The 23025-nt window shown below is 58.7% G+C and carries 19 protein-coding genes and 3 pseudogenes; 10 read left to right on the top strand and 12 right to left on the bottom strand.

The genetic code is table 11. The annotated features are described in order from the left end of the window. Positions 1-473: 473 nt before the first annotated feature. On the bottom strand, positions 474-764 hold the full coding sequence (locus C2L64_RS46955) for a hypothetical protein (RefSeq protein ID WP_103154124.1): 291 nt from the start codon (positions 762-764) through the stop codon (positions 474-476). A gap of 498 nt (positions 765-1262) precedes the next feature. Between C2L64_RS46955 and C2L64_RS46950 the strand changes: the two genes are divergently transcribed. From C2L64_RS46950 to C2L64_RS54355, 3 genes are all read left to right on the top strand, one after another. After that, the gene (locus C2L64_RS46950; protein ID WP_103154123.1) at positions 1263-1460 is read left to right on the top strand and encodes a hypothetical protein; all 198 of its coding nucleotides are present in this window, start codon (positions 1263-1265) and stop codon (positions 1458-1460) included. Positions 1461-1722: 262 nt separating this feature from the next. Beyond that, the gene (gene phaP, locus C2L64_RS46945; RefSeq protein ID WP_103154122.1) at positions 1723-2283 is read left to right on the top strand and encodes a TIGR01841 family phasin; all 561 of its coding nucleotides are present in this window, start codon (positions 1723-1725) and stop codon (positions 2281-2283) included. Positions 2284-2337: 54 nt separating this feature from the next. Beyond that, positions 2338-2487 carry a hypothetical protein gene (locus tag C2L64_RS54355; protein WP_167449615.1) on the top strand — a complete coding sequence of 50 codons (150 nt, stop codon included), beginning with the start codon at positions 2338-2340 and terminating at the stop codon, positions 2485-2487. Between the two features lie 1358 nt (positions 2488-3845). On the opposite strand, the gene C2L64_RS46940 is transcribed toward C2L64_RS54355, so the two are convergent. Continuing rightward, positions 3846-4316, bottom strand: coding sequence for a methyltransferase family protein (locus C2L64_RS46940; protein ID WP_103154121.1), 471 nt, complete (start codon positions 4314-4316; stop codon positions 3846-3848). Between the two features lie 252 nt (positions 4317-4568). Next, a complete protein-coding gene (locus tag C2L64_RS46935; RefSeq protein ID WP_103154120.1) occupies positions 4569-4820 on the bottom strand; it encodes a YkvA family protein in 252 nt (83 codons plus the stop codon). A 220-nt stretch (positions 4821-5040) separates the two neighbouring features. Here C2L64_RS46935 and C2L64_RS46930 point away from each other — a divergent pair. From C2L64_RS46930 to C2L64_RS46910, 5 genes and pseudogenes are all read left to right on the top strand, one after another. After that, positions 5041-5228, top strand: a pseudogene (locus C2L64_RS46930) (hypothetical protein). A gap of 625 nt (positions 5229-5853) precedes the next feature. After that, positions 5854-6606, top strand: a complete 753-nt coding sequence (locus tag C2L64_RS46925) for an SOS response-associated peptidase (RefSeq protein ID WP_103154370.1) — start codon at positions 5854-5856, stop codon at positions 6604-6606. 858 nt (positions 6607-7464) lie between these two features. Beyond that, the gene (locus C2L64_RS46920; protein WP_103154119.1) at positions 7465-8484 is read left to right on the top strand and encodes a UPF0149 family protein; all 1020 of its coding nucleotides are present in this window, start codon (positions 7465-7467) and stop codon (positions 8482-8484) included. A 244-nt stretch (positions 8485-8728) separates the two neighbouring features. After that, on the top strand, positions 8729-11407 hold the full coding sequence (locus tag C2L64_RS46915; RefSeq protein WP_103154118.1) for a DEAD/DEAH box helicase: 2679 nt from the start codon (positions 8729-8731) through the stop codon (positions 11405-11407). A gap of 18 nt (positions 11408-11425) precedes the next feature. Continuing rightward, positions 11426-12433: a hypothetical protein gene (locus C2L64_RS46910; RefSeq protein ID WP_103154117.1), complete on the top strand. Its 1008-nt coding sequence runs from the start codon at positions 11426-11428 to the stop codon at positions 12431-12433. Between the two features lie 417 nt (positions 12434-12850). Here C2L64_RS46910 and C2L64_RS46905 read toward each other — a convergent pair whose 3' ends face one another. Together C2L64_RS46905 and C2L64_RS46900 are read right to left on the bottom strand one after the other, a co-directional pair. Continuing rightward, the gene (locus tag C2L64_RS46905) at positions 12851-13168 is read right to left on the bottom strand and encodes a CcdB family protein (RefSeq protein ID WP_009769807.1); all 318 of its coding nucleotides are present in this window, start codon (positions 13166-13168) and stop codon (positions 12851-12853) included. Then, positions 13168-13410 carry a type II toxin-antitoxin system CcdA family antitoxin gene (locus C2L64_RS46900; RefSeq protein ID WP_039901976.1) on the bottom strand — a complete coding sequence of 81 codons (243 nt, stop codon included), beginning with the start codon at positions 13408-13410 and terminating at the stop codon, positions 13168-13170. The genes C2L64_RS46905 and C2L64_RS46900 overlap by 1 nt, the downstream gene beginning before the upstream one ends. Positions 13411-13626: 216 nt before the next feature. Here C2L64_RS46900 and C2L64_RS46895 point away from each other — a divergent pair, with 216 nt between their 5' ends. Next, on the top strand, positions 13627-15090 hold the full coding sequence (locus C2L64_RS46895; protein WP_007733814.1) for an ISNCY family transposase: 1464 nt from the start codon (positions 13627-13629) through the stop codon (positions 15088-15090). 473 nt (positions 15091-15563) lie between these two features. On the opposite strand, the gene C2L64_RS46885 is transcribed toward C2L64_RS46895, so the two are convergent. Together C2L64_RS46885 and C2L64_RS46880 are read right to left on the bottom strand one after the other, a co-directional pair. Further along, positions 15564-16601, bottom strand: a complete 1038-nt coding sequence (locus C2L64_RS46885) for an isocitrate/isopropylmalate dehydrogenase family protein (RefSeq protein ID WP_103154116.1) — start codon at positions 16599-16601, stop codon at positions 15564-15566. A gap of 250 nt (positions 16602-16851) precedes the next feature. Next, positions 16852-17292, bottom strand: coding sequence for an ester cyclase (locus C2L64_RS46880; RefSeq protein WP_086909209.1), 441 nt, complete (start codon positions 17290-17292; stop codon positions 16852-16854). Between the two features lie 258 nt (positions 17293-17550). Here C2L64_RS46880 and C2L64_RS55415 point away from each other — a divergent pair. Next, positions 17551-17992: pseudogene (locus tag C2L64_RS55415) on the top strand (phosphoketolase family protein). Between the two features lie 511 nt (positions 17993-18503). Here C2L64_RS55415 and C2L64_RS46870 read toward each other — a convergent pair. From C2L64_RS46870 to C2L64_RS46850, 5 genes and pseudogenes are all read right to left on the bottom strand, one after another. Beyond that, a pseudogene (locus C2L64_RS46870) lies at positions 18504-18785 on the bottom strand (class I poly(R)-hydroxyalkanoic acid synthase); the annotation flags it as partial. Positions 18786-18937: 152 nt separating this feature from the next. Next, positions 18938-20578, bottom strand: a complete 1641-nt coding sequence (gene tnpC / locus C2L64_RS46865) for an IS66 family transposase (RefSeq protein ID WP_103154114.1) — start codon at positions 20576-20578, stop codon at positions 18938-18940. Between the two features lie 90 nt (positions 20579-20668). Beyond that, positions 20669-21022 carry an IS66 family insertion sequence element accessory protein TnpB gene (gene tnpB, locus C2L64_RS46860; RefSeq protein WP_158660621.1) on the bottom strand — a complete coding sequence of 118 codons (354 nt, stop codon included), beginning with the start codon at positions 21020-21022 and terminating at the stop codon, positions 20669-20671. Beyond that, a complete protein-coding gene (gene tnpA, locus C2L64_RS46855; RefSeq protein WP_103154112.1) occupies positions 21022-21513 on the bottom strand; it encodes an IS66-like element accessory protein TnpA in 492 nt (163 codons plus the stop codon). Before tnpA ends, tnpB begins: the two co-directional genes overlap by 1 nt. Before the next feature lie 291 nt (positions 21514-21804). After that, positions 21805-22824, bottom strand: a complete 1020-nt coding sequence (locus C2L64_RS46850) for an IS110-like element ISBfun2 family transposase (protein ID WP_103154369.1) — start codon at positions 22822-22824, stop codon at positions 21805-21807. Positions 22825-23025: the final 201 nt, after the last annotated feature.

The following is a 23025-nucleotide window of genomic DNA, read 5'->3' as shown; positions in this document are numbered from 1 at the left end:
CGTAACAGAGAGGGCGCTTTTCAGACCACGCGGCGGATTCACGCTGAACTGAACGACGGTGCTTTCAGTTTGCCGATCCGTTGGCGAGGAAGGCATTGACGATCGCTTGCCGCCGTTGGCGACCGAGTTCGGGCAGTCTCACGATTTCGATTTTCCCGGTCTCGCGACCCCCCCTCCAGTCTCAACTGATTCAGTTTCCCCTGCAGCGTTGGCGATCGGACTAGATTGCCGATATGACATCCCCAGAAATCCAGACCGCCGGGCCATCCGAAACGATCTTGCGCCTTGGGCGTCAAGCCAGCCATAGAAGCGGGTTGCGCTGCCGCGCATAAACAAACATATGTGCCGACAACGCCATTTTGTGGCTACGCTGTTCGGCGAGTATTGGATGACTTTGGTCCGGCGTGGGGTCTCGCACGGGTCTGTTGGCTTGTTGCCAGGACATCTCCGATACGAGCGGTTCGCCACCGTCCTCACCGTACAGTGGATGAGTCGGCGGTTAAGGTATGAAGCGAGGTCGCCACGACCCAGGACTGGGCGTTCAGCCGCCGGGCGACTTCGCGCAGTTCGGAAGTTGCAACAGCCTCGAACATGACCGTCATTTCGTCGACGTTGCGCTTACTGCTGCAGTGAACCCTGGTCCGCGTAGCCTGTGCGGCATGCGGTCCCAGCGCCTGCCAGACGGGCAAAATCCTCAACTGGCCGGCGGCAGCGCGCACGGTCAGGCCCGGGGTGACGCCCGTACGTTCATGTTGAGAGGTCATGGTCTGCCAGATTTCCTATTTGCGCCCAGTATTGCCCGTGGATTTTTCGGAGAGTATATATTAGCTCTTGAAGTTGACGTTTTGATAATGAGAATCATGCTAACAGAAAAGGTATTATTATTTAAGTCAGCCAGCAGTTGATTTAACTCGTGTTGCATCGGAAAGGCGTTTGCGCAGCGGTTGTTTAGTCTGGTTACATCGCTTAAAAGCTTGAGGACAAATTCCGGTCAACACCCGAGCGGCCGGCTGAGAACACATTTCAACCACTTGCATGGCGACGGACAAACCCGCCTTCCTATCGCGATGCGACCTTCATACATTATTTTCATCTGGTCTTGCCCCTCATTCGGACTTAACATTTGGATCCGGCTTTGAAGACCGAATTCGCAATGCCGGATATAAGAAACTGGAATGAATGCCAAATATCGACGGCGCATGGCGCGTCACTGGTAATTGATGCGTCGTGAGAACGTTAATCCAGATAATGGAGAGACATGCATGCTCAGCCCTCACGAATTCGCTACGCTGATGCTGGTCAAGGCCGCACCTGACCAGATCGAGCTGAACCGCGAAGAACTCGACACCCTGCTGGATCAGCAACTGGTCGCGCTGGAACAGCTCGCGTCCGGACACCAGCGTCCGCGCCTCACCCGCGACGGCGATTCATTGCTTCAGGCCGTTGCCCGAAAACGTTAGGCAGTAGCCGTCGGCGAGTTCGGTCCCGGAGTCGCACTGGCGTCACACCTTGACGACGTCGCGCACACGTCGGCGGACTTCGGTGGCGGTGGACATCCGGGACATATTGTTCGCCCCGTTCACCGTTTGACCGTTAGGCGAACCATCTGTCCATGCCTCGTGTCGCGCAGGTCCATCTTTTCACGCGATCCCGCCGTCCCCGTTGTGGTCCGCCCTCGGCGGCGCAGCCTTTGCGCGGATCGCACTTACAGGAGTTTTCATCATGCTGACCCCGGAACAGGTAGCAGCAACGCGCAAGGCCAACCTCGACATCCTGTTCGGCCTGGGCGAAAAGGTCGTCGAAGGCATTGAGAAACTGGCTGCACTGAACATGCAGGTGACCCGCTCGACACTGGGAGACACGTTTGATCTGGCGCAGAAGGCGCTTTCCGTGAAGGAGCCGCAGGACTGGCTTGCGCTGCAGGACAGCCTCGCAGCGCCGACGGCCGACAAGATGCAAAGCTACAACCGGCAACTGTTTGACATCGTGTGGTCGACGCAGGCCGAATTCGCGAAAGTTGCGCAGACGCAATTCGAAGCGTACAGCCGCCAGGTACAGTCGGTGGTGGAGGATGTCGCCAAAAACGCGCCGGCGGGCTCGGAGGCCGCCATGTCCGCGCTGGATTCCGCGATCAAGGCGGCCAATACACTGGTCGAAACCGTACAGAAAACCAGCCAGCAGGCGGCCGAAGCCGCCAGAAGTGGCTTCGATACGGCCGCTGCGGCCGGATCAAAAAATACGAAGCGCGCGATCGAGCCGGTATCGGCGGCTGCGAAGCGATAGCTCGCGTGTCAATACCGGTGTGGCAAGGTCATAGCAAATTGCAGGAGGTGGAGGATGGATGAAGCCTGGCTCGGTACGGTCATAGGTTCGGCGGTCCTGCTGTTCGCGGCCATCTTTGTGTTCGGCCACTATCGACGCGAACATCGGCGGGCGCAGTTGTTCCGGCAACTGAAATCTGTCGGCTGGCGCGGCACAGGAACTTGATACTATGTAATGACGACGTCCCTGGACCCGACGGGCAATGCAGGTGATGCAGGATAAGAGGCACGCACCACCCGCAGGTCCTGCTTCATGATCACGAGTTTTACCGCCATGAATGCCGTGTGGGCTGTCCATGATGACGGTCAAGTCCGCCGGACAAATCAGGCTGCGAGCCTTCCTGTCCCGTGTGTCCAGTAGCTGAAGTAACCGTCCGCCAATTCAGCTAATTCCGGTTTCCGTGTAGCTGAGGCGGCGTTCATAAGAACGTAGGCCAGCCGTACTAACTTTGTCGCTCGGTCGCACAACTGTGGCGCCGGTTGCACTTACTCTGGCGCCCTACGCCGCTCAAGGGGTATTCAGGGAGTGTCAAGGGACAAAAAAACTATTTTTTTGCTTCGCAGGCAAATTCCCTGGAACCCTTAACAGACAAGGCTTTTAGGCCTGCCGAATCCGTTTTTAGGGCTTTTGTCGCTATTGCATGGGCACGCCTGACAGCCTAGGATTTGCACTGCACGAAACGTCAACAGTTGGTCAACAGGTTTTGAACGACTGTTAAACGGATCTTTGGGCATGGAGTTCTCGCTCTCATGGGCGAAAAAAACCCGGCTTGCAGGCCGGGGGAGTTCTCCAATTAACGAAGTAGCAGTAAAAGTAGCGAGTCTAGCCAGTGATGCAAAAGCTCTTTAAACGGAGCCGACTCGACTACCTCGATCGCTAGCTTGCAGGCTAGCTCGATCACAAGGTCTTTCAAACTTACCTCCTTTCCTCGGAGGCTGGGTCAAGGAAAGACTTGGCGTAATGCGCCCGACAGCGGTTGCAGCCGCTGTTGGGTCGCAAGCGCTCAAGCCCACGTTGAACGCCCCATCAACACTAGATGTAGTGCTTTCCGAAGCATTCGCGGGCTAGTGTAGTGTACTGAGCCATCAACGCAAATTCTTTTATTTGGTCTGACGATCTTGACTTTTGCGATGCGCGCGTCGGAAATCGCAATCGGGGAAATAATGTGCGCTCACAGCGCGCATGCGCTGTCTATTGGGTACCACGTCCAATACCCGCTTGATTGCGCGCCGTATTGGTAGATCCTGCTCCCGCCAGCTTTTCCAGTTCGAAGCCGATCGAAAAGCCATTGCGTACTGCTGCAGGGAGACGGAATTAGTGAGACCAGGACTTCCGCCTGATCAACGACTTGCTCGCGAATTTGGTTGCGCGGCAGTCGATGCCCGAACCGATTTTGTTAGATTCGGCGGAGTCTAGGCGCGAATAAATTGGACTGGCGGGACGGCAAGATCGCATCATCTTGCGCCGGCCCCGTGAGGCGCTTCGAAGCGTCTTGCCAGCAACGGCTGGTCCCGCGCAAAGCACTAAAGCCAGCGCCGCACGCGCGCGCGGTAGCGGCCATAGACGTCGCCGAACTTGCGCTCAAGATACGCTTCCTCGCGGGCGATTACACCGTAGCGAATGACGAGAGCGAACGGAACCAGCGTCAGCAGCAGCCACAGGCTGTTGACGGCAATAGCCAGGCCGATGAGCCCCAGCATCATACCGAGGTAGATAGGATTGCGCGTGAAGCGGTAGGGGCCGGTCTCGACGATGGTCGTGGTCGGCTGGTTGGTGGGCACGTTCGAACCGGACCGGGTGATGGTCGCGATCGCCCAGACGAGCAGTGCGAGCGCAAGGGCAAATACTATCGCTCCCACCCAGCCTCCAGGTACTACAGCCGGAACGAACGGCAAAGGAATGAGGCGGTTGAGCGCGAGCCCGGCAAGCACCGCGACCACCCACGCGATCGGTGGCCGGATAATAACGTTCGCGGTATCTGTCGGGTTAGCCATGGCGTGACCCGGTTATAGCAAGCATAGCTTGTATCGCATCCGTGAACGCCAGCGCCATTGCCGACAGGATACGCTGGCGTATGGCTGCTGCCTTGCAACGCGAAAGGCGTTTGCCGACCCACAAGAGACACTCAGTTTTCCTAAGTTCCGTCACTCACCTTTACTATGCGGTCCTGTGCAATCAACTCGGGTCCTGAGCCTTGATTCATGCGGCGTGGCGCGAACTCTGCAACACGTTGTTTGTTGATTTCCTCATAGGCGGCGTAGCCGTCGCAACTGGATTGGCAGACAACGGACCATCAAATGCAATGCCAGCGGGACTAGCACACCGTCGTCCACAATCCCGACGAATGGGACAGTGACATTGAAAGGATCGATCGCGTACAGCGCCACCAGAGCGGTCGCGGGCATCAGCCATCTTGGACGGTCGGGATGCCGCAGCGCATATGAGAGCACGCGCAAATCGTCCCTGACAACCTTCCATAGCAAAGCGATTTTTTTCATTCCGACAGCTCCCCGCCCATCAATACCTTAGAAGGCCGTTTCTCACAGATCAGATCCTACTCCTGTACACGGGGCGGTGATGGCCGATAAACGTCAACCGAATTCGGCCCTTTTTTTGATTGTTGGCAGATCTGCCGGCGCTCAGAAGCCTGGAACTTGGAAACGGCCAGTTGCGTCAAAGTTAATCTCGGTTCATTCCAGAGTAAGCGGAGACACATACATGCTGAGCCCGCACGAATTCGCCACCCTGATGCTAGTCGCGGCTGCGCCCGAGCAGGTTGACCTGAACCGTGAATACTGCTGGACCGTCAACTCGTCGCGCTGGAAAAGCTGGGGTCCGGAGCTCAACGCCCCCGTCTTACCCGCGACGGCGATTCAGTTCTTCGCGCGATTGCGCGAAAACCCTGAGCTGCGATCCGCCAACAAAGTTGTCGGTCACGTGCGTGCCACGTGTGGCGCGTATCTTCGCTCCATTCACGAGATCGCGCTGTATCACGTCGCCCGCCGCCAAACGGGGGCGCCTGCGCCTGATGTCAGTCCGAGGGACGGTATGCACTTCTATCACCACGGTGTAGCAATACAACCGTCGGTAGCAAGGATACGTCCGATGTCCTGCGGCGTGAAAAACGACGGGCAGCGGGTTACCCAGACGCGTGCGCGTGAAGATAAAAAGAGATCATCGATCATCCGCTTCATGCCCACCGCACGTCGACGTCCTCTCTCATCTTTTCAATTTCGAACCGCGTACCGCTGACGCGTACCAGCCTCGACCGTCAGTGCATGCATCCGTGGTGCCCGCTTTTTTTGAAACTTTGTCAGCCATCGCCGTCGCCTGCATCGCCACGCCACTCAGCCTTTCGAAACGGCGCATATTGAACGAGCCGTCTGCAATACCAACCGATTCGCCTCGCAAAACGCCCACGGTTCGCCTTCGCGTCTCTGACGCGTGGCCGAATTCGTCAGCAATTCGTTAGCAGAAGAGGGCGGCCTCACTCGGCTCACTGCACTATCATGGCGGCTCAAGGAGACCGCCATGTGTACAAGCTACGAAGCCAATCCGAACGACGCGTGGGACGTGTTCAGCCTGCTCCCACGACCGGACTTCGACTACAAGCCTGAGATCTACAAGGACTATTTTGCGCCGGTCTTCCGGCGCGGCGGCGAATCCTTCGAGACAGTGCCCGCGTCGTTCGGTATCGTGCCGCGACGGCACATTCCGCCTGGGGTCAAAGTGTTCGACACGATGAACGCCCGCTCAGAGTCGGTCGAGCAGAAACGCAGCTTCAGCGCCGCGTGGAAGAATCTGCAACTGTGCCTGATCCCGTTTCGCACGTTTTACGAACCAAACTATGAGACAGGAAAAGCAGTGCGTTGGAAGATAGGTACCGCCAATGGCGACCCTCTGGCCATTGCCGGCTTGTGGCGACAATGGACGGAGGCGGACGGCTCGCAGAATCTAGCGTTCACGATGTTAACCGTTAATTCGGATGAGCACCCGCTGATGCGGCGTTTTCACAAGCCAGGCGATGAAAAGCGCTCGGTCGTGATTGTGCCGCCGGAAAGATACGCGGACTGGCTGAAGTGCCAGTCAACGGACGAGGCGCGTTCGTTCCTTCGACTCTATCCGGCGGAAGCAATGCATGCGGAGTCGTTCCCCCTAGCGCCGCGAGAGCCAAAGACTGCGCCACAGAGAGCGATCAAGGGCAGCTTTTGTGAAAGGGGCCGAAGGTCTCGGATCACGCGATGGCCGAACTTAATGCTTTCGGCGCTTCGTTGGCACTTTTGAACATCAATAGGTATCCTATGCATTTGACATAAACCGAATTAGCAGTTATAGAGTAGGATTCCTATGTAAAAGTTCGAATTGCCGTCGTCGTTCCACTCAACAAGCCTGCTGCCGATAAAAGCGCGCGGCAGGTGACCAACTTCATCTCCGTCACATTCAATACCGCGGTTAACCGTCGTCTCAGCGACCTGAAAAGTGACCAGCGTGCTCGACCAGATGCCTGACTGACAACGGGCGCTTCATCTTCTGCACCCGGCTCCGAGAATCACAAAGGGGGCTGGCTGTGACTCGGCAAGGAGCTGGAAACGATAGCCTGCGGATTCGCCCTCGTAGCCGTCAGCTCGAACGCTTCTAGGAAGAGCTGATCGCCCGGCGGAGGGCTTCGACGGTGGAACGCATGGAAAAACGCCATCTGCATCGGGCAGACGCCGGGGGGGGCGCCGAGGACGTTCGCGAGTAGCCCACGGATGCGTCAAAGTGCGCCGCGCGTCGACTTGCCATCTCCGGGTAGGAGCGGGTAATAGCGCTCGTTGACGGGCGCGAAGTCATGGCTGTGTGCACGCACGGCGGACACCGACGTCGCATCGGGGAAAGAGTACGGAAGCCCGTGACTGGGCATCCGGGCGTTTCAGGTGCGGGACCACTGGGGATGTGGTGTCGCGAAACTGGAGTTTCACCAGAAAACGCGTCCCTATCAATCACAGGGGTTAGCGACATGTGCGCGAAAGAATTTCATCGCCTGCCGACCGGCAGTCCGATTTGCGCATCGCTCCATCGGGTAAAATACTGGCATGTCGGCGACAGCGACATGCACAGGCGATCATCATCGCGTCTACCGTGTATCCCCATGAGAATATCATGACTCTCGATCCCGAATCGGACGATCCACTGACTGACGAAGAGTTTGATGTCCTCGAACGCTTTCTTTCGAGCAATGCCGTTTGCGACGATGCGATGGACGTCGTCATGTTGCACGGCTTTCTGACCGCCGTCATCTGTGGACCGAACACGGTCATGCCGAGCGCGATTCTTCCGTGGGTTTGGGATGCAAGGCACGCAACACGTCAACCCAGATTCTTGTCAGCAGGGCGGGCACGCAAGATTACCGGACTGATCATCCGATACTGGAACGATATCAACAATGCCCTGAATCACTGTCCCGATCTGTTCGAGCCCCCGTTGCACACCACCGGGTGTAAGGGCGAAGAGGTTCTCATCCTCGACGAATGGTGCGAGGGTTATTGCAAAGGCATCAACATTGACCGGGAGGCCTGGGAGCCGCTGCTTGAACGACACCCCGAGTGGTTCAATGTCATCCTGTTGTTTGGAACGGCCTCCGGATACCACGAACTGGAGCAGCGAGATTACACGGTCGGGCAACGCCGGTCATTCGCAAACCTGCTCGCGGCCGCAGCGCTCAATATCCATCAATATTGGTGCGAGGAGCGTCGAAAATTGATGGAGCAGGGCGAGCGGCCGAACATGATCGCGGCGGCTTCAAGGCCGAAAGACAGGACAGGCAAGCATACCGGGCGCAGCGATCTGGACGCGCGAGACGAGAATGAGTCCGAGGATCTGTTCCTTGTCGATTCGCTCGGCCTGACGACGGAAGATGCGTTTCATCCGCTTGCATTGTCCCCGCTGTCTACGGGCGTCACTCGCGAAGGCACGTCGGTCGATGTGCACATCTATCGGGCCGGAGACGACAGCCGCGATGGCTGGATATTGGAAATCATCGACCCGCTCGGAACATCGACAGTCTGGGACGACCCGTTTCCGACCGACGGAGCCGCGCTGGCCGAAGCGTTGAACACCATCAAGGCGCACGGCATTGCATCGGTAACAGGAGGCGTACCAGGGCACATGACGAAGCACTGACCGCTCTCGAACCGGCGTGCACCTCGAGGAAAGTTTCGGTTGCCGCTGCCTGCGGGTCAAACCTTGTTCGGCGCGGACAGAAGCGTCACCCGGCAACGCCATACAACATGCTGCCGAAAGCCAGCACCATGACCAGAAATAGCAATTTATCCCGGGGCGCAAGATTACGTCATCTGCACGCGAGGCTACATGCCGCCTGCATTCGAACAGTCATTCGACTCTGGAACTTTCCTCTCGACCATCCATGTTTTCGACCGATAGCGATCGTCTCGCGCCAAAAATCACACCGGCAGGCCACCTCCTTGCAGCGCCGGACGTCGATGCGCCTGCCTTGCCAGATGACGTTGCGCTGGGTGCCTCCTTCAGGCGCGGCACGGGTCATGGGCTGCTCTATCTGGGGAGCGCAACCATAGGGCGTGCACTGCCGCCTGCGTGGGCATGGTGGCGCGACTTTGGCGCCCGCTATGTCACGTCTTTATGCACGACGCCAGAAGGCGAGGAAGTCGCAGTCTCTCAACCGGACACAGGGGACTTCGAAAGACTGATCGAAGATGCGCCGCCCATGACGGGTGCCGAATATCTCACGTCGGATGTCCTGGTCGCATTGTGGGGCGAAATCGACATCGCTTTACGTGATGAGCTGGCAAGCACGGGGGAGTCGCTTCAGACATATCTCAAGTCGCGTCATCCTGCCTGGAATCTTGTGGGCCGTGTTCACTTCAACCTTGCCGAAAACCGCAAGGACCCTGAAGCCCCTTTCGCCTTCCTGGCAACCTACGCAGCGCGCATCTCGGCCCATGGCAAGACACAACATCAACCACTTTCGCGGGCGCTCGAGGAATTTTCTGGTGCGCGGAACAAGGCGAAGCTGCTCTCTCTCCTGATGCCGGTTCGGCGTGCCGCTGACCGCTGCGACTGGCTTCGTGCGATGCTCGAATCGCGCGAAATATACCACCCGTTGCGCTGGATGCCGGCTGACGCTTACCGTCTTCTCTGCGATTTGCCAGCTCTGGAATCTGCCGGAATCATGGTTCGGCTGCCGGCTACCTGGGCGACGGGCCGCCCCGCGCGACCCGCGGTCAGGGCCAGCGTTGGGACACAGCCTCCGTCGCTCCTCGGCAAGGATGCGCTGCTCGACTTCAGAATGGAGGTGTCGCTCGATGGCGAGCCGTTAACTCCCGCCGAGATCAGGCGTCTGCTCAAGGGTGCTGACGGTCTCCAGTGGATTCGGGGGCGCTGGATCGAAGTGGACACGAAAAAACTTGGCCACGTAGTCCACCGCTTTGAGAGTCTGGAGAAGGCCGCGCAATCGGGACTGCCGTTGAACGATGCCTTGCGTCTCCTGGCGGGTGTATCAGGCGACGAAGCTGAAGGCTCCGACGAGCGGAACTGGGCGCAGGTCGTTGCAGGAAACTGGCTGGCAGAGACGCTTGGGCATTTACGCCAACCGGAAGGGTTGGCGCAGGTCGATCCGGGCCCCGACCTGAGAGCCCAGCTTCGCCCATACCAGCGGGCCGGCGTGCGATGGCTATACCTGCTTAGCCAACTTGGGTTGGGAGCGTGTCTGGCCGACGACATGGGCCTCGGAAAGACGATGCAGGTACTCTCCCTGCTATTGGTCCTGAAGCGCGATCAGGCCGACTCGCGCCCGAGCCTGCTGATCGCACCCGCGTCCTTGCTGGCAAACTGGGTCGCGGAAGCTGAACGCTTCGCACCCGGCCTGCGCGTGCTGGTGGCTCACCCGTCCGTGACGCCAGCAGAAGAACTACGCGCACTGAACGACGCGCAGCTCACGCAGACAGACCTCGTCATTACCAGTTTCGGTTCGCTGCTGCGTCAACCCGCTCTGGAAACGATCCAGTGGCGCATCGCGATTGTCGACGAGGCCCAGGCGATCAAGAATCCCGGCGCCAGGCAGACGAAACAGGTAAAGAAGCTTCAGGCCCAGTCACGTATCGCCCTGACGGGCACCCCGGTGGAAAACCGCTCGTCGGATCTGTGGTCCATTTTTGATTTCACGCATCCAGGGCTGTTGGGTTCGGCGAAGGAATTTGCCGGTCTCACGCGGCGTTTGGCGAACATCGAGCATTTTGGCCCGCTTCGCACGCTTGTGCGACCCTACATCTTGCGCCGTCTGAAAACAGACAGGCGTGTTATCGCCGACCTCCCGGAAAAAACCGAACTCAAAGCGTGGTGCCACCTGAGCCCCGTCCAAGCCGCGTTGTACGAACGCGCGGTAAAGGACCTGGCGGCGGCGCTCGACGGCGCCGACGGTATTGAACGCAAAGGCATCGTATTAAGCTACCTGATGCGTTTCAAGCAGATATGCAACCATCCGTCCCAGTGGCTTGGCGACGCGGCATGGAGCCCCGAAGCCAGCGGCAAATTTGCCCGCCTGCGGGAGTTGGTCGACGTGATCGCGGCCAAGCAGGAAAAGGTACTGGTGTTTACGCAGTTCCGCGAGACCACCGAGCCACTTGCTGCGTTCCTGGGATCCCTTTTCGGACGGGAGGGCCTGGTTCTCCATGGCGGAACGCCTGTAGGCAAACGGCGCGAATTGGTCAGACAGTTCCAGGAGGACGAATCAACACCGTTCTTCGTGCTGTCGCTCAAAGCGGGAGGATCGGGATTGAATCTCACATCGGCTTCCCACGTGATTCACTTCGACCGTTGGTGGAATCCCGCCGTAGAGAATCAGGCGACCGATCGGGCATTTCGCATTGGCCAGCGCAAGAATGTTCTGGTGCACAAGTTTGTTTGCCAGGGTACGGTCGAGGATCGGATTGACCAACTGATCGAATCGAAGCAGCAGTTGGTGAACGATATGCTTGAAGGCGGTGCGGAACTGCAGCTGACCGAGATGAGTGACCAGGAGCTGCTCGCTCTTGTCAAGCTCGATATTCATTCCGCGCAGGAAAACTGATCATGAAGAGGAACGCTGATGGCTAACTACGGTGGATGGAAACCTTACGTCCCGGTGGCCGAGCGCCGAAAAAAAGCGGAGCAGCTGGTCGCCAGAGCGATCAAGGCTGGCAAGACCCTCTCACCCATCGCACCGTATCGTGGCGCGATAGCAAAGACCTTCTGGGGCAAAGCGTGGTGCGACAATCTGGAGCATTACAGCGATTACGACAGTCGCCTGCCAAGAGGTCGCACCTACGTGCGCAATGGGTCGGTGATCGACCTGCAGATTACGGCGGGCAAGATCCATGCACAGGTGATGGGATCAAGCCAGTACGAAATCAAGATTGATGTCGCAGCCTGTCCACAAAAGCAGTGGCGTGCGTTGAGCGCCGACTGTTCGTCGTCGATTGACTCGATGGTCGAATTGCTGCTGGGCAAGCTATCGGCTGCCGTGATGGGCCGCATCTGCAAGCCCGGCACCGGGCTTTTCCCCGCACCGAAGGACATCAGGTTCGGTTGCAACTGCCTGGATTGGGCGGTGATGTGCAAGCACGTCGCAGCAGTACTCTATGGCATCGGCGCACGGTTCGACCAGCAGCCCGAATTGCTCTTTACGTTACGTGGCGTTGACCCGTCCGATCTCGTCAATCACACGAACGAGAATTTGTCTGGTGCGGGAAAAACCGTCCCGGCGTCCGGCAAGCTGCTCGACAATGCGGTTCTGGGCGATGTATTCGGTATCGATATTGACACGGAACCCTTTGCAGATGCCGACACGGTCCGAGGCAACCGCACGCGCAAGGTATCCACTTCGCAAAAAGCGAGAACGTCCGCCTCGACTACGCCGAAGTCGTCCGCGACCACCGTGAAATCGGCACCGAAAAACAAGGTCGCGACGCCGACCGCGAAGTCCAGCGCCGCCGCCCTGAAAAAGGCCAGGGGCAACACCGATCCCGGCACGTCGAAGGTCAACCGTTCTGCCGCATCTCAAAAGCCGGTTGCACGTCCGCCTGCTACGTCGAAATCCGCGAAACGCCGCGGGTGATCTTTTGTCCCGCGCTTCACCGCTTGAGCCGAAGATTTGTTTCTCTCTTAAATCGTGACGAGATCGAAATGTGTCGGACTCCTGACGCATTATGGCCAACTCTCTGATTGGGCGGGAATGCGGTGTCGCGATTTCGCCGACGACGGCCTGTGGCGCTCCCTCAAGTCGTGGATCACGAGTGCACAGAAACCCAATTTAGCGAATATTTATCGGTATCCTATATTTTCGGTGCGTTTACGCATCGACCGACAATCAAAGGTCTTCAATTTCGAGGATAGGGCGACGAAGCATACTGTATGCAAGAGCTTGCATGATGCAGCCAGGTGACGGGACAAAATCGCTTGATGCTGGCGAGGAATGTCGCGTCGACCGAGTTGGTCCCGTTTGGTAATGCCAGCAGCAGCAGTGGTTGATTGATCAGTAGCCGCCCAGCAGACGGTCAAGCGCTGCCGTGATCTTGTCCCGATGCTCCCGCAATGAACTGATCGAGGGACCCAGCTCGTTTAACGGAACAGATGCAATGAATGCCGGGTGCATCAGGCATTTGACGCCAGCGATCTCGAAGGACGGCGTGAAATCTGCTGGCAGTTTGCCGGGAGGGAAAGAGTCAGCACGAATCAGCGGGACAACAACCCGAATAGTTAGGCCATCGAGAAAGTCGCTCTGCACGTCGACAAGGTACGGCGTATTTGCCTTGCTTTTGCCCGGATTGGCATAAACTTCAAATCGCGCCATCAAAACATCCGGTATTCAGCGAGTGGAAGGCCATTCTTTTCGACCCAGTCGTTGGTGTTTTTAATGAACTCCGCGTTCTCCTGCGCCCAGCGACGACCTTCCTCGGCCTTGATTGCGTCGCGTAAAGCCTGCTCGCACGCACGTGAGAAGTTGATGCCCAGTTCCTTCGCTCGCTCATAAACGTCGACAGGCAGTGTGACATTGGTCGCCTTACGTGACACGGCGGCAGCTGCATGTGCCATGTGAACCTCCATGTGGATAGATATGCGCACATCTATCCACATTCTACACGTTATCAATGCCCTCGGCTGTGCGGTTCTGTACGCTATAACTTGACATAATGTAATTTAGCAACAAGCACGATGTAGGTCCCAAATAGAAATGTCGGGTTTCCGCTAAATAGAAATGTCGTGTTTTAGGTAGTTTGAGCGCCGGACATTCCTCAGGGAGCGCCGGCGATGAATGCGACTGGGACGATCACGATGACGATGCGCGAGGTGGACCGGTTCAAGGTCATTCAGGCCGTGACCGAGGCCCGGCTCAAGCCGGGCCAGGCGGCTGAACGGCTGGGACTGGGCGTGCGCCAGGTGGAGCGGCTGGTGCGGCGTTATGAGGCGGCCGGCGTGGCCGGACTGGTGTCGGGCAAGCGAGGCCGTCCGGGCAACCATCAGCTTCCTGCCGGCAAGGCACAGCGGGCGCTGGCGCTGATCCGCGAGCGCTACCCGGATTTTGGGCCGACGCTGGCGTGCGAGAAGCTGCGGGAGTGTCATGGCATCGAACTGGCCGTCGAGACGGTACGCACGCTGATGCGGGCTGCCGGGCTGTGGATTCCGCGCCGGGAACGTGCGCCAAAGGTGTACCAGCCGCGTAACCGCCGCGCGTGTCTGGGCGAGCTGATCCAGATCGACGGCAGCGATCACCGCTGGTTTGAGGACCGGGCGCCCGCCTGCACGCTGCTGGTGTTCATCGATGACGCGACCGGGCGGCTGATGGCGCTGCACTTCACGGCGACGGAGTCGACCTTCAGCTACTTTGAGGCGCTGGCGAAGTATCTGGACGCGCACGGCAAGCCGGTCGCGTTCTACAGCGACAAGGCCAGCGTCTTTTACGTGAAGCAGCGCTCGGAGACGGTGGGCAAAGGTGTCACGCAGTTCGGCCGCGCGCTGTACGAACTCAACATCGACGCATTCTGTGCGAACACGAGTCAGGCCAAGGGACGCGTCGAGCGGGCCAACCTGACGCTGCAGGATCGCCTCGTGAAGGAGCTGCGGCTGCGCGGGATCAGCACGCGGGAGGCGGCCAATGCGTATGCGCCCTCCTTCATCGCCGATTTCAACCGGCGTTTCGGCAAGCCACCGAAGAGCGATTACGACGCGCACCGGCCCCTGCGGGCCGACGAGGCACTGCGACAGATCCTCGCGTATCGCGTGCCACGCAAGGTCTCCAATGCGCTGACCGTGCAGTACGACCGCGTGATGTACCTGCTGGATGACACGCCTGTCTGCCGTGGGCTGATCCATGAATACGTCGAGGTCGTTGAATATCCCGATGGCGTCATCGAGATCCAGGCCGGCGGTGTCACGCTGCCTTACCGGCAATACGATCGCATCACGCGCATTGATCAGGGCGCGGAGCTTGAGAACAAGCGGCTGGCCAGCGCCCTGGAGGTTGCGAGGCACGTGCAGGCCATGCGTGATGAGCGCCGCGCCTCGGGCTCGCCGTCACGTACGCATTGCGGTGAAGAAGTTCGCGCGAAGCAGGCGCTCATCGGGCTGAAGAAACAGCGGGCCATTGAGGTTGCCGACATCAACAAGGTCATTCTTGAAGTCAGCGCCAACGGCATGAGGGAACGGGGGGCGGCTGCGCCGCCCCACCCCAAAAACATAAGAAAAAGCACAGCAAAACCCGACATTTCTATTTAGCTGGAGGTACGACATTTGAACTTGGCGGAGACACACGATCGTGCGGTTTTGTTCAGTGCAAGTATTATGCCTTCGTCGTTCGGCGCACGTGCCGCGGAACCAGCAGATTCCGACTCCAACGCCGTCCGTCGTCAGATGTCTAGCGCTTCGCCACAAAGTCATCAATTGTGAATCGGACCGGTTGATCTGGGCGCACCCGCATTTTCCTTTCTGCGACCGCGAGAATGCGCCGGCGACCGTCTGCAAATGTTTTCAGCATGCGACGCATCGTCTGCGCCCGTTGGTAACCAGAAATATTCTTCAAGCGCCTCTCGCGTAATCGCACATTCGACATCACAACGTCGGTCAGACAAACGAAATATGATCGCGCGTCCGTCTGGCCAGACTTCAGGAGCGAAATCAACGACGTTCATGGTAAACCTCGTAGCCGGCCGTACCCACGCCGATTGCGAGGTTCTTGTTCTCCCCCGTGACTACGTGCTCTCGATCCGGCGAACCACTGCGGCGGCGAACTCGCGCGTTGACGCAGTGCCTTTCAGATCACGCGTACAGATATGGTCGGTGTTGAGTGTTTCAGTGATTGCAGTTCGCAATCGTTGGGCGAGATCACCCTTACCAACATGCTCCAGCATCAAGCCTGACGCAAGTAATAAGGAGATGGGGTTGGCGACGTCTTTACCAGCGATGTCCGGCGCCGATCCATGCACGGCTTCAAAAATTGCCGTATCAGTACCGTAATTGGCGCCGGGCGCCATGCCCAGTCCGCCAACAAGGCCCGCTAACTGATCCGACAAAATGTCTCCAAACAGATTGGTGCACACAAGCATATCGAACTGCCACGGGTTCAGCACAAGCTGCATCGCGCAGGCGTCGACAATGATGTCATTCATTTCCACCCGACCTTCGTAATCCCGGGCAACGTCTCGAGCGGCTTCCAGGAACACTCCTGTGAGTGCCTTCAGGATGTTGGCCTTATGCACAACGGTGATCTTCTTTCGACCGTGCCTCAAGGCATATTCGAAGGCAAATCTTGCGATTCGTACGCACGCATCGCGTGTGTTTACCCCGGTCGCGACTGCAACCGCTTTCGGATCATCGCCGACGGGAATGTAGTATTCGTGTGCAACATAAAACCCGCCGAGATTTTCGCGCACGAGCACGAGGTCGATCTGGTCGTAGCGGCCAGGGATGATGGTATGGACGGGCCGAACGTTGCCAAAAAGCTGGAACTCCTCGCGAAGTCGAACGTTGGAAGAGCGGAACCCCTCGCCGATCGGGGTCGTCAATGGACCTTTGAGGGCAAGCTTGTTCTTGCGAACGCTCTCGAGTGTCACATCTGGTAGAGGGTCCCCACAGTGGGTGACCCCGGCGATTCCGGCATGCTGTACGTCCCAGATGAAGGGGGATCCTAAAGCGTCAAGAACCTGAACCGTTGCAGCAACCACTTCCGGTCCGATTCCATCGCCAGGAATCAGCGTTGCGGGGATTTTGTGTCTCGGCGTGCTTTCCATATCAGTCTTCCAGATTAGACAGAGACAACCGTCCGCGGTCGATCGACTATTGCTGACGCTGCTGGGTGCGACGAGTTGGTTTCAGGCATGGACCAGACCAAAACTTCATTTCCGCCGCATGGCGTACTCGCGGATGTGTCGCCGCGTCACGATTCCCAACTGCGGCGACAGCTGGCCTCGCATTCGAGATACGGCGCCAGCAGCGATACAAGGAACAGGCCACATAGTGGATATACCGGACGACCTGCCATCACGGAAGGTTCGACGGCAACTCTCCGATCTGACGAAAAACACCTAGCCAGTCTTCCAGGTGCCATGTTTTGGCAATATGTCCCTTGCGGAATTCGTGAAACGAGTGAATCGCAAAATTGACAGGTTTCGATGTGGCTGCGATTCCCATGAGTGGGGCCGACTGCGTCCCAGTCACGATCGCACGCACGGCCACCTTGTCTCCGTGAACCAGGACATCCAGAATCCTGATGTCCATGTCAGGCAGTGAATACGACAGATCCGCGAACACAGGGATCATAGAGTCCGGACCCGACACCGGTCCTGGAGAAGGCGGGATGTACTGCCAGTCTGGCGTTACAACGGTCCGAAACAGGGATATATCTTTAAGCGACATGGCTCGGTAAAACACAGTTAAAGCCGCCCGCGCGACATCGTCCGTCACCTCATCCGCTCTGCTCATATTAACGTCTCCAGTGTCGAGGCCGGCGCATACGAGCGCCAGAGCGACACCACATCGTATGTCATTGAGCAACCGATGACCAGCTGATACGTCCTCCGGCAAGGGGCCGTTTCCCACTGCCAATGATTCCGGTGACCGGGGCAAGCTTATGTACGCCGCACAAAGATACGCGTTTTATATCGCCTTCAGATCAGGCAACTGCCGGTCGAACTGCCGTTTCACCACGCTGTAGTCCTGAACCCGGCCCGCGACGGCGCCGTGCTGCCGATCCTCCACCTCAACGGTTTCAAGATCGCGAACCCGACACTGCTCGCAGGAATCGGCAAGGACGAGTTGACGGATCTGATGCGGGGCTACGGCTACGAGCCATATTTCGTTGAGGGGGACAACCCCGAAACCATTCATCAGATTCTCGACGCTCGACATCGTCGTTGCGGACATTCATACGATTCAGCGCGACGCCCGCGCGCTGCCCGCTGGCCAGCGGCCCGGACGCCCACACTGGCCGATGATCGTGCTGAGCACGCCCAAGGGGTGGACGGGGCCGAAGGTCGTCGACGGCAAGCGTGTGCCGACCAAGGGTCACCGAAGCGGCATCGCAACTGCAAAATCCGGGGCTGATTCGCTACAGTCAAGATCGTACCGAAGACCTGGATCGCTCCGCCCCCGAAAAGCGTGTGTGCGAGTGCCGCGCGCCTGAGCTGCTGGTTGCCCTGGCGAAAAGAATAAAAACCATCCGAGGGAAACGATCCCAGTCCAGAATTGTTAGTGCGAAAGAATTTTGAAGGCGAAGAGGCAAACCAGTCGATAACGTCGATCCCCTGCGTCGCCAGCAACACTTCCTTGCCGCCCGGCCACCACTTGCGAGTGTCGACAATAAAACAGCGGACAACCCACGCTTCATCGTGGAAAATAGACCGGCGGACATGGCCGACGCTGCCACCGGTGGCCTCGCTGACGTAGCGTTCAACATGACTCGCGCTGCGTAGATGAACATCTCCCGGCGGCTTGTCGCCGTACAGCGAAAGTTGCTGACGTACGTGCGCTGTACCGATGAAGCCCGGCACGGGGTGCTCCCCCATTCCCCACAGGTTGGGGCCGCCCCAATACAGCGGAGTAGTACCTCAAGTATCCGGCCTCGTGCTGGCGCGAAACCGGCTTGTGCGTATCGATGCCAGGGCTGTCCTTCACCCGTTGGCGCGTCAAATCCACGTGGACAGGATCGTGCCGCCCACGCACCAGCCGAGCGCGTTCAGCTTATCTGCGCCACTGATTGCGAGCGCTACCTCGATGGCACGAATCGCGCCCTGACGCAGGTAGTCATCCCACGTAAAATGGCCGCACGCGGCATCGGGGTTTCGCCAGGACACCAGAAAGACCGTATTGCCCTGCTCTGCGGCAAAGCGAACGAACGAATTTGCGGGCTGCAGGTCGAGGATGTAAAACTTGTTGATGCACGGCGGCACGATCAGCAGCGGTCGCGTCGCCACCTGATCGTAAGCGCGAGCTTTAGCACACCGAATGGAGAATCATTTGTAAGTGACGGCCGAGCGTAGCCGCACCGCGGCGGTTGAGATCAACCGGCGATGTCTGCATCGGGGGGATGGAAGCGCGCGCAGTCACGAACCGACGCGCGGCCAGTACGTCAGCCGGTCTGTGCCTTGGCCTGCAGTTGCCGCGCATAATTGAACGGCAGCAGGTCGGTCACGTCTGCATCAGGCGCACGCTGCGGCAGCTCCGTGAGTACATGCAGCAGATAGTCGTACGGCTCGACGCCGCAAGCCCGGCATGTCAGGACCAGGCTGTAGATCGTGGCACTCGCCTTCGCACCATCCACCGTGTCGCTGAACAGCCAGCTTTTCCTCGAAGTTGCAAACGGCCTGACGTCGCGCTCGATGACCTTATTATCGATGGGGGCGCAACCATTCGTGATGTAGCGGCCGAGATATTCCCATTGGTTGCGCGTGTAGGCGATCGCCTTGCCGAGCAGGCTCTGGGGCGCCACCTTCGGTGCCAGTTCATCGAGCCATGCCTTAAAGGCCTCAAGCAGCGGCACACTATGTTTTTGCCGCAGGTCGTACGTGTAGTCGGCTCGCGTGAGCCCAGCAGGCAAATCGCCTTTTGCCAGCGCCTCGACTCGGTACAGGGCCTGGAAGTACTCGAGCGCCTTCGCAACGCGAGCGTTCGGCGTCTTCTGCTTGCCAGAGTCCGTCTTTTTTGTGGCCGCCTTGTCCGCCTTGACGAACAGCCTGCGCGCGTGAGCCATGCATCCGAAGTGCGTTGCCTTTTTGAGCGTGCGCCAAGCACTGTAGCCGTCGCTCATCAGCATGCCGCTGTAGTCACCGAGAAACTTCTTCGGATGCTCCTGGCCGCGTCCCGGCTGGTACTCGAACAGCACGACGGGCTCGGCGCAATCCTGGGCGCTGCGGTAACACCACATGTAACTCTTGCTCTGCGCGGACCTGCCGGATTCCTTGAGTACCTGAACCGTCGTTTCATCGCCGTGGATCAGCGGCTGCGACAGCAACGTTTTATGCAGCGCATCGTACAGGCGGCTGTAGTGCAGTTCGCTGGGGCGAATGACCCAGTGCGCGAGTGTGCCGCGACTCACCGGAATCTGCCAGCGTGCGAGCGCTTCCTGCATCCGGTACAACGGCATGCCGTCGACGTACTTCGCGGTCGCAACCGTCGCGATCACCGATGCGTCCGCATGGCTGCCCGGGATCGGCTGAACCGGCATCGGCGCAAGCACGACCGGAGTACGTTCGGCGTGCCGCTCGCAGTGCCGGCAGGCCCACTTGGAACGCACGTTTTTACGGACGGTCCACTTGACTTCGACGTGCAGCTGCTCGCTCACGTCCTCACCGATGCGATGCATAGGATTGCCGCAACAGGGGCAGCCTCGCTGGTCCTGCGGGAGATCGTATTCGACTGGTTCGCGCCTCAGGTACGCCGGCAACGGCTTGCGTCCGGCCTTGCGCCGTTCAGGCTGGCTGGCCGGTGGCAATCCGGTGTCGGGCAGCGCAGGCTGGACACCCTCATCGTCCTCGTCGCAGGGTTCGGTCCGTGCAATCTGCTCGGCTTCGTCGAACACGCGATCCTTGCGTTTTTCGCTTTTCGGTGCGTAACGCTCGGCCTGCAGCAGGCGGACCTGTTCCTCGAGTTGCTCGACGCGCTGGTTCAATTCGTCGATGTGTTTCGCGTCGCCGGCTACACGCGCTTCGAGAACGTGGATATAGCCCTGGACGGTCTTGGGTACGCGCTTGAGGTCGGGTGCGTTCTTCATGCACTCCAGGATAGCGAAGCGCGACGCGCCGTGGGTTTACGTCAATTCGTAAATGGCGCGTCTGCCGTTGTTTACGTGCAACGCATCGGGCTAGCTGGCGTGCTGGTAATGGCGTACGGGATGACGCCGAAGCGCGTCGATGTCAATGCCGTCGAGCAGCCAGTGAAGCTGCTGCGTCGTCAATTCGATCACTTCCTGATGCCGTCGTGGCCACACGAAACGGTCTTGCTCGAGCCGACGCAGCAGCAGCCAGAAACCGGTGCGCTCGTACAGCAGAAGCTTGATGCGATCGCATTTGCGGTTGTGGAACGCATACACGGCGCGTGCGAGCGGGTCCAGCCGCATCGAATCCTCAACCAGGGCAGCAAGGGTATTGATGCCACAACGGAAGTCGATCGGCTCGTGATACAGGTAGACCCTCAGGTCATCGGCGAAGCTCAGCATCAGCGACCCCCCAACGCGTCGATCATTGCCCTGAGCAGCGCCGTGTCCTGTTGCGTACATTCAAGTTCAAGACTCACCCCGTTGGGCAACTGCGCCACCAGGCGTGACGGCAACGGCGGGCGTTGCGAGGGGCGCATCGGTTCACGCCGTGCCGCAGCCGGCTGGGCGTCGGGCAGGGACGGCATGGGAGGCAAGTGCACAGGTTCGGCATCAACCACTTCCAGAACAGGAACAAATGCCGGCGTACTGGCTGGTGTCGGCTGCCGTTCAGTTCGGGAGCGCGTCTTTTTACGCTCGAGGCCGATCCACTTGCGAAGCTGGTTGGCGTTCACGCCAGCCTTCAGTGCCAGCCCGGCCACGGAGGCTCCCGGCTTCTGGCACGCCTCGATCAGCTTGCGCTTGCCATCACGGTCGTACCGGTTCTTGCCGTCGGCCGATTTACCGATCACCCGCAGGGGCAGGAAGTCAAAGTCAGTTTGTAGGTCAGTCATAAGCTGCTCTATGAACGCGTCCCTTTTTGCAACAACTTCCGGGTGTTCCGACTTGCAGGATTGGTTGCGGCTCTCTATCCGGCCTTGACGCAGTCGTTACAGCCGCTGCGGGCCCCTATGAAATCCGCTGACTCACGCCTCATTCGTCCGGCGAGCTCGAAGCTCTTCAGCTTATTCAGGTTTCATGCGTCCCGGTCCTACCTGGCTTGTCATCACACTCGATTGCTGCGCAACCTTTCGACGTTCACCACTACAGCGTTAAACTTTGATCTTCTATCTGGTGTGAGCTATTCAGGCCGGCTTCACACTCACGTATCCCGTCTTGTACGGTCGGTCATGAGCCAGCACCGCCCAGATCGTTCGGGCGATCTTGTTTGCCAAGGCAACTATGACTACGTTTAGCGGGCGCCGTTTCTTCATCTGCTCAACCCACGGCCCAGGATCCTTCGCGTGTGTCAGCACGCTTCTCGCCCCGTGAATCAGTAGCGTGCGCAGGTACGTGTCCCCGCGCCTCGATATACCGTGCAGGTTCACTTTGCCGCCTGAACCGGTTTGTTTGGGCACGAGACCGGCCCATGCGGCAAATTCCCGCCCCGAACTGAATGCTTTCGCATCACCCATCATCGCAACTGCCGCCGTGGCCGTCAGCAGTCCGACACCGGGAATCTCGCTGATCGCTTTTACGGCCTTATCTTCCTTTTTCCACTCGCGCATCCGGCGCTCGATGCAGGCGACCTGCTCATCGAGTTTCGTTAGTCCATTCCATTGCTCGCGCAGCGTGTCAATTACCACTGCGGGCAAACGTTCTGCAACGCGCCTGAGTACTTCCGGTATTGCCTTGTCCAAGGCTGCACGGCCTCGTCCCATGACCTCGCCGTATTCCGTCAGCAAGCCTCGAAGACCGTTGATCTGCATCGTACGAAACGCCACGAGCTGTCGGCGCATGCGGTGCAGTGCCAGCATTGCCTGTTGCATCTCTGTCTTCACAGCGACCGGCTTGCCGGGCTGCTGCACAGCAAGCCAGATTGCCCGCGCATCCGCCGCGTCGTTCTTGTTCCTGATGTTGAAGGCCTTGACGAATTCCGCCGGCATCAGCCTGATCTCGTGTCCCATTTTCATCAGTTGCCGGGCCCAGTGTTGGGCGCCGCCGCACGCTTCCATACCAATGAGGCAACGTGCCCGGTTCGCAAAGAACTCCATAAACTTCGCGCGCTTGATCGGCTTGTTTACGATCTCCCCCGTTTCCGGATCAACGTAATGCACTTGAAACACCGACTTCGCGATATCCACACCCACCGCCGTACGATTCATCTGGATCCTCCGGTTACCAGGGAAAGTTCCGTATTTTTCCACATGGGCACATCGACGCCGTTGGCCCGAGAGGATCTGCCTTCCCTTTATTCTCACATCCACGGGGAGGGACGCGTTCATTTCAATTCGTCCGCAATGTGGTTAGCTGCGGACGCAATCTTGTTCCTTCTCACACACCGGTTCCAGATGAGCCGGAACTAC

Origin of the sequence: Paraburkholderia hospita, from assembly GCF_002902965.1 — a bacterium.
GTDB lineage: Bacteria > Pseudomonadota > Gammaproteobacteria > Burkholderiales > Burkholderiaceae > Paraburkholderia > Paraburkholderia hospita.
Note: the sequence above shows the minus strand (reverse complement) of the source record. Positions and strands in the feature narration are given on the sequence as shown.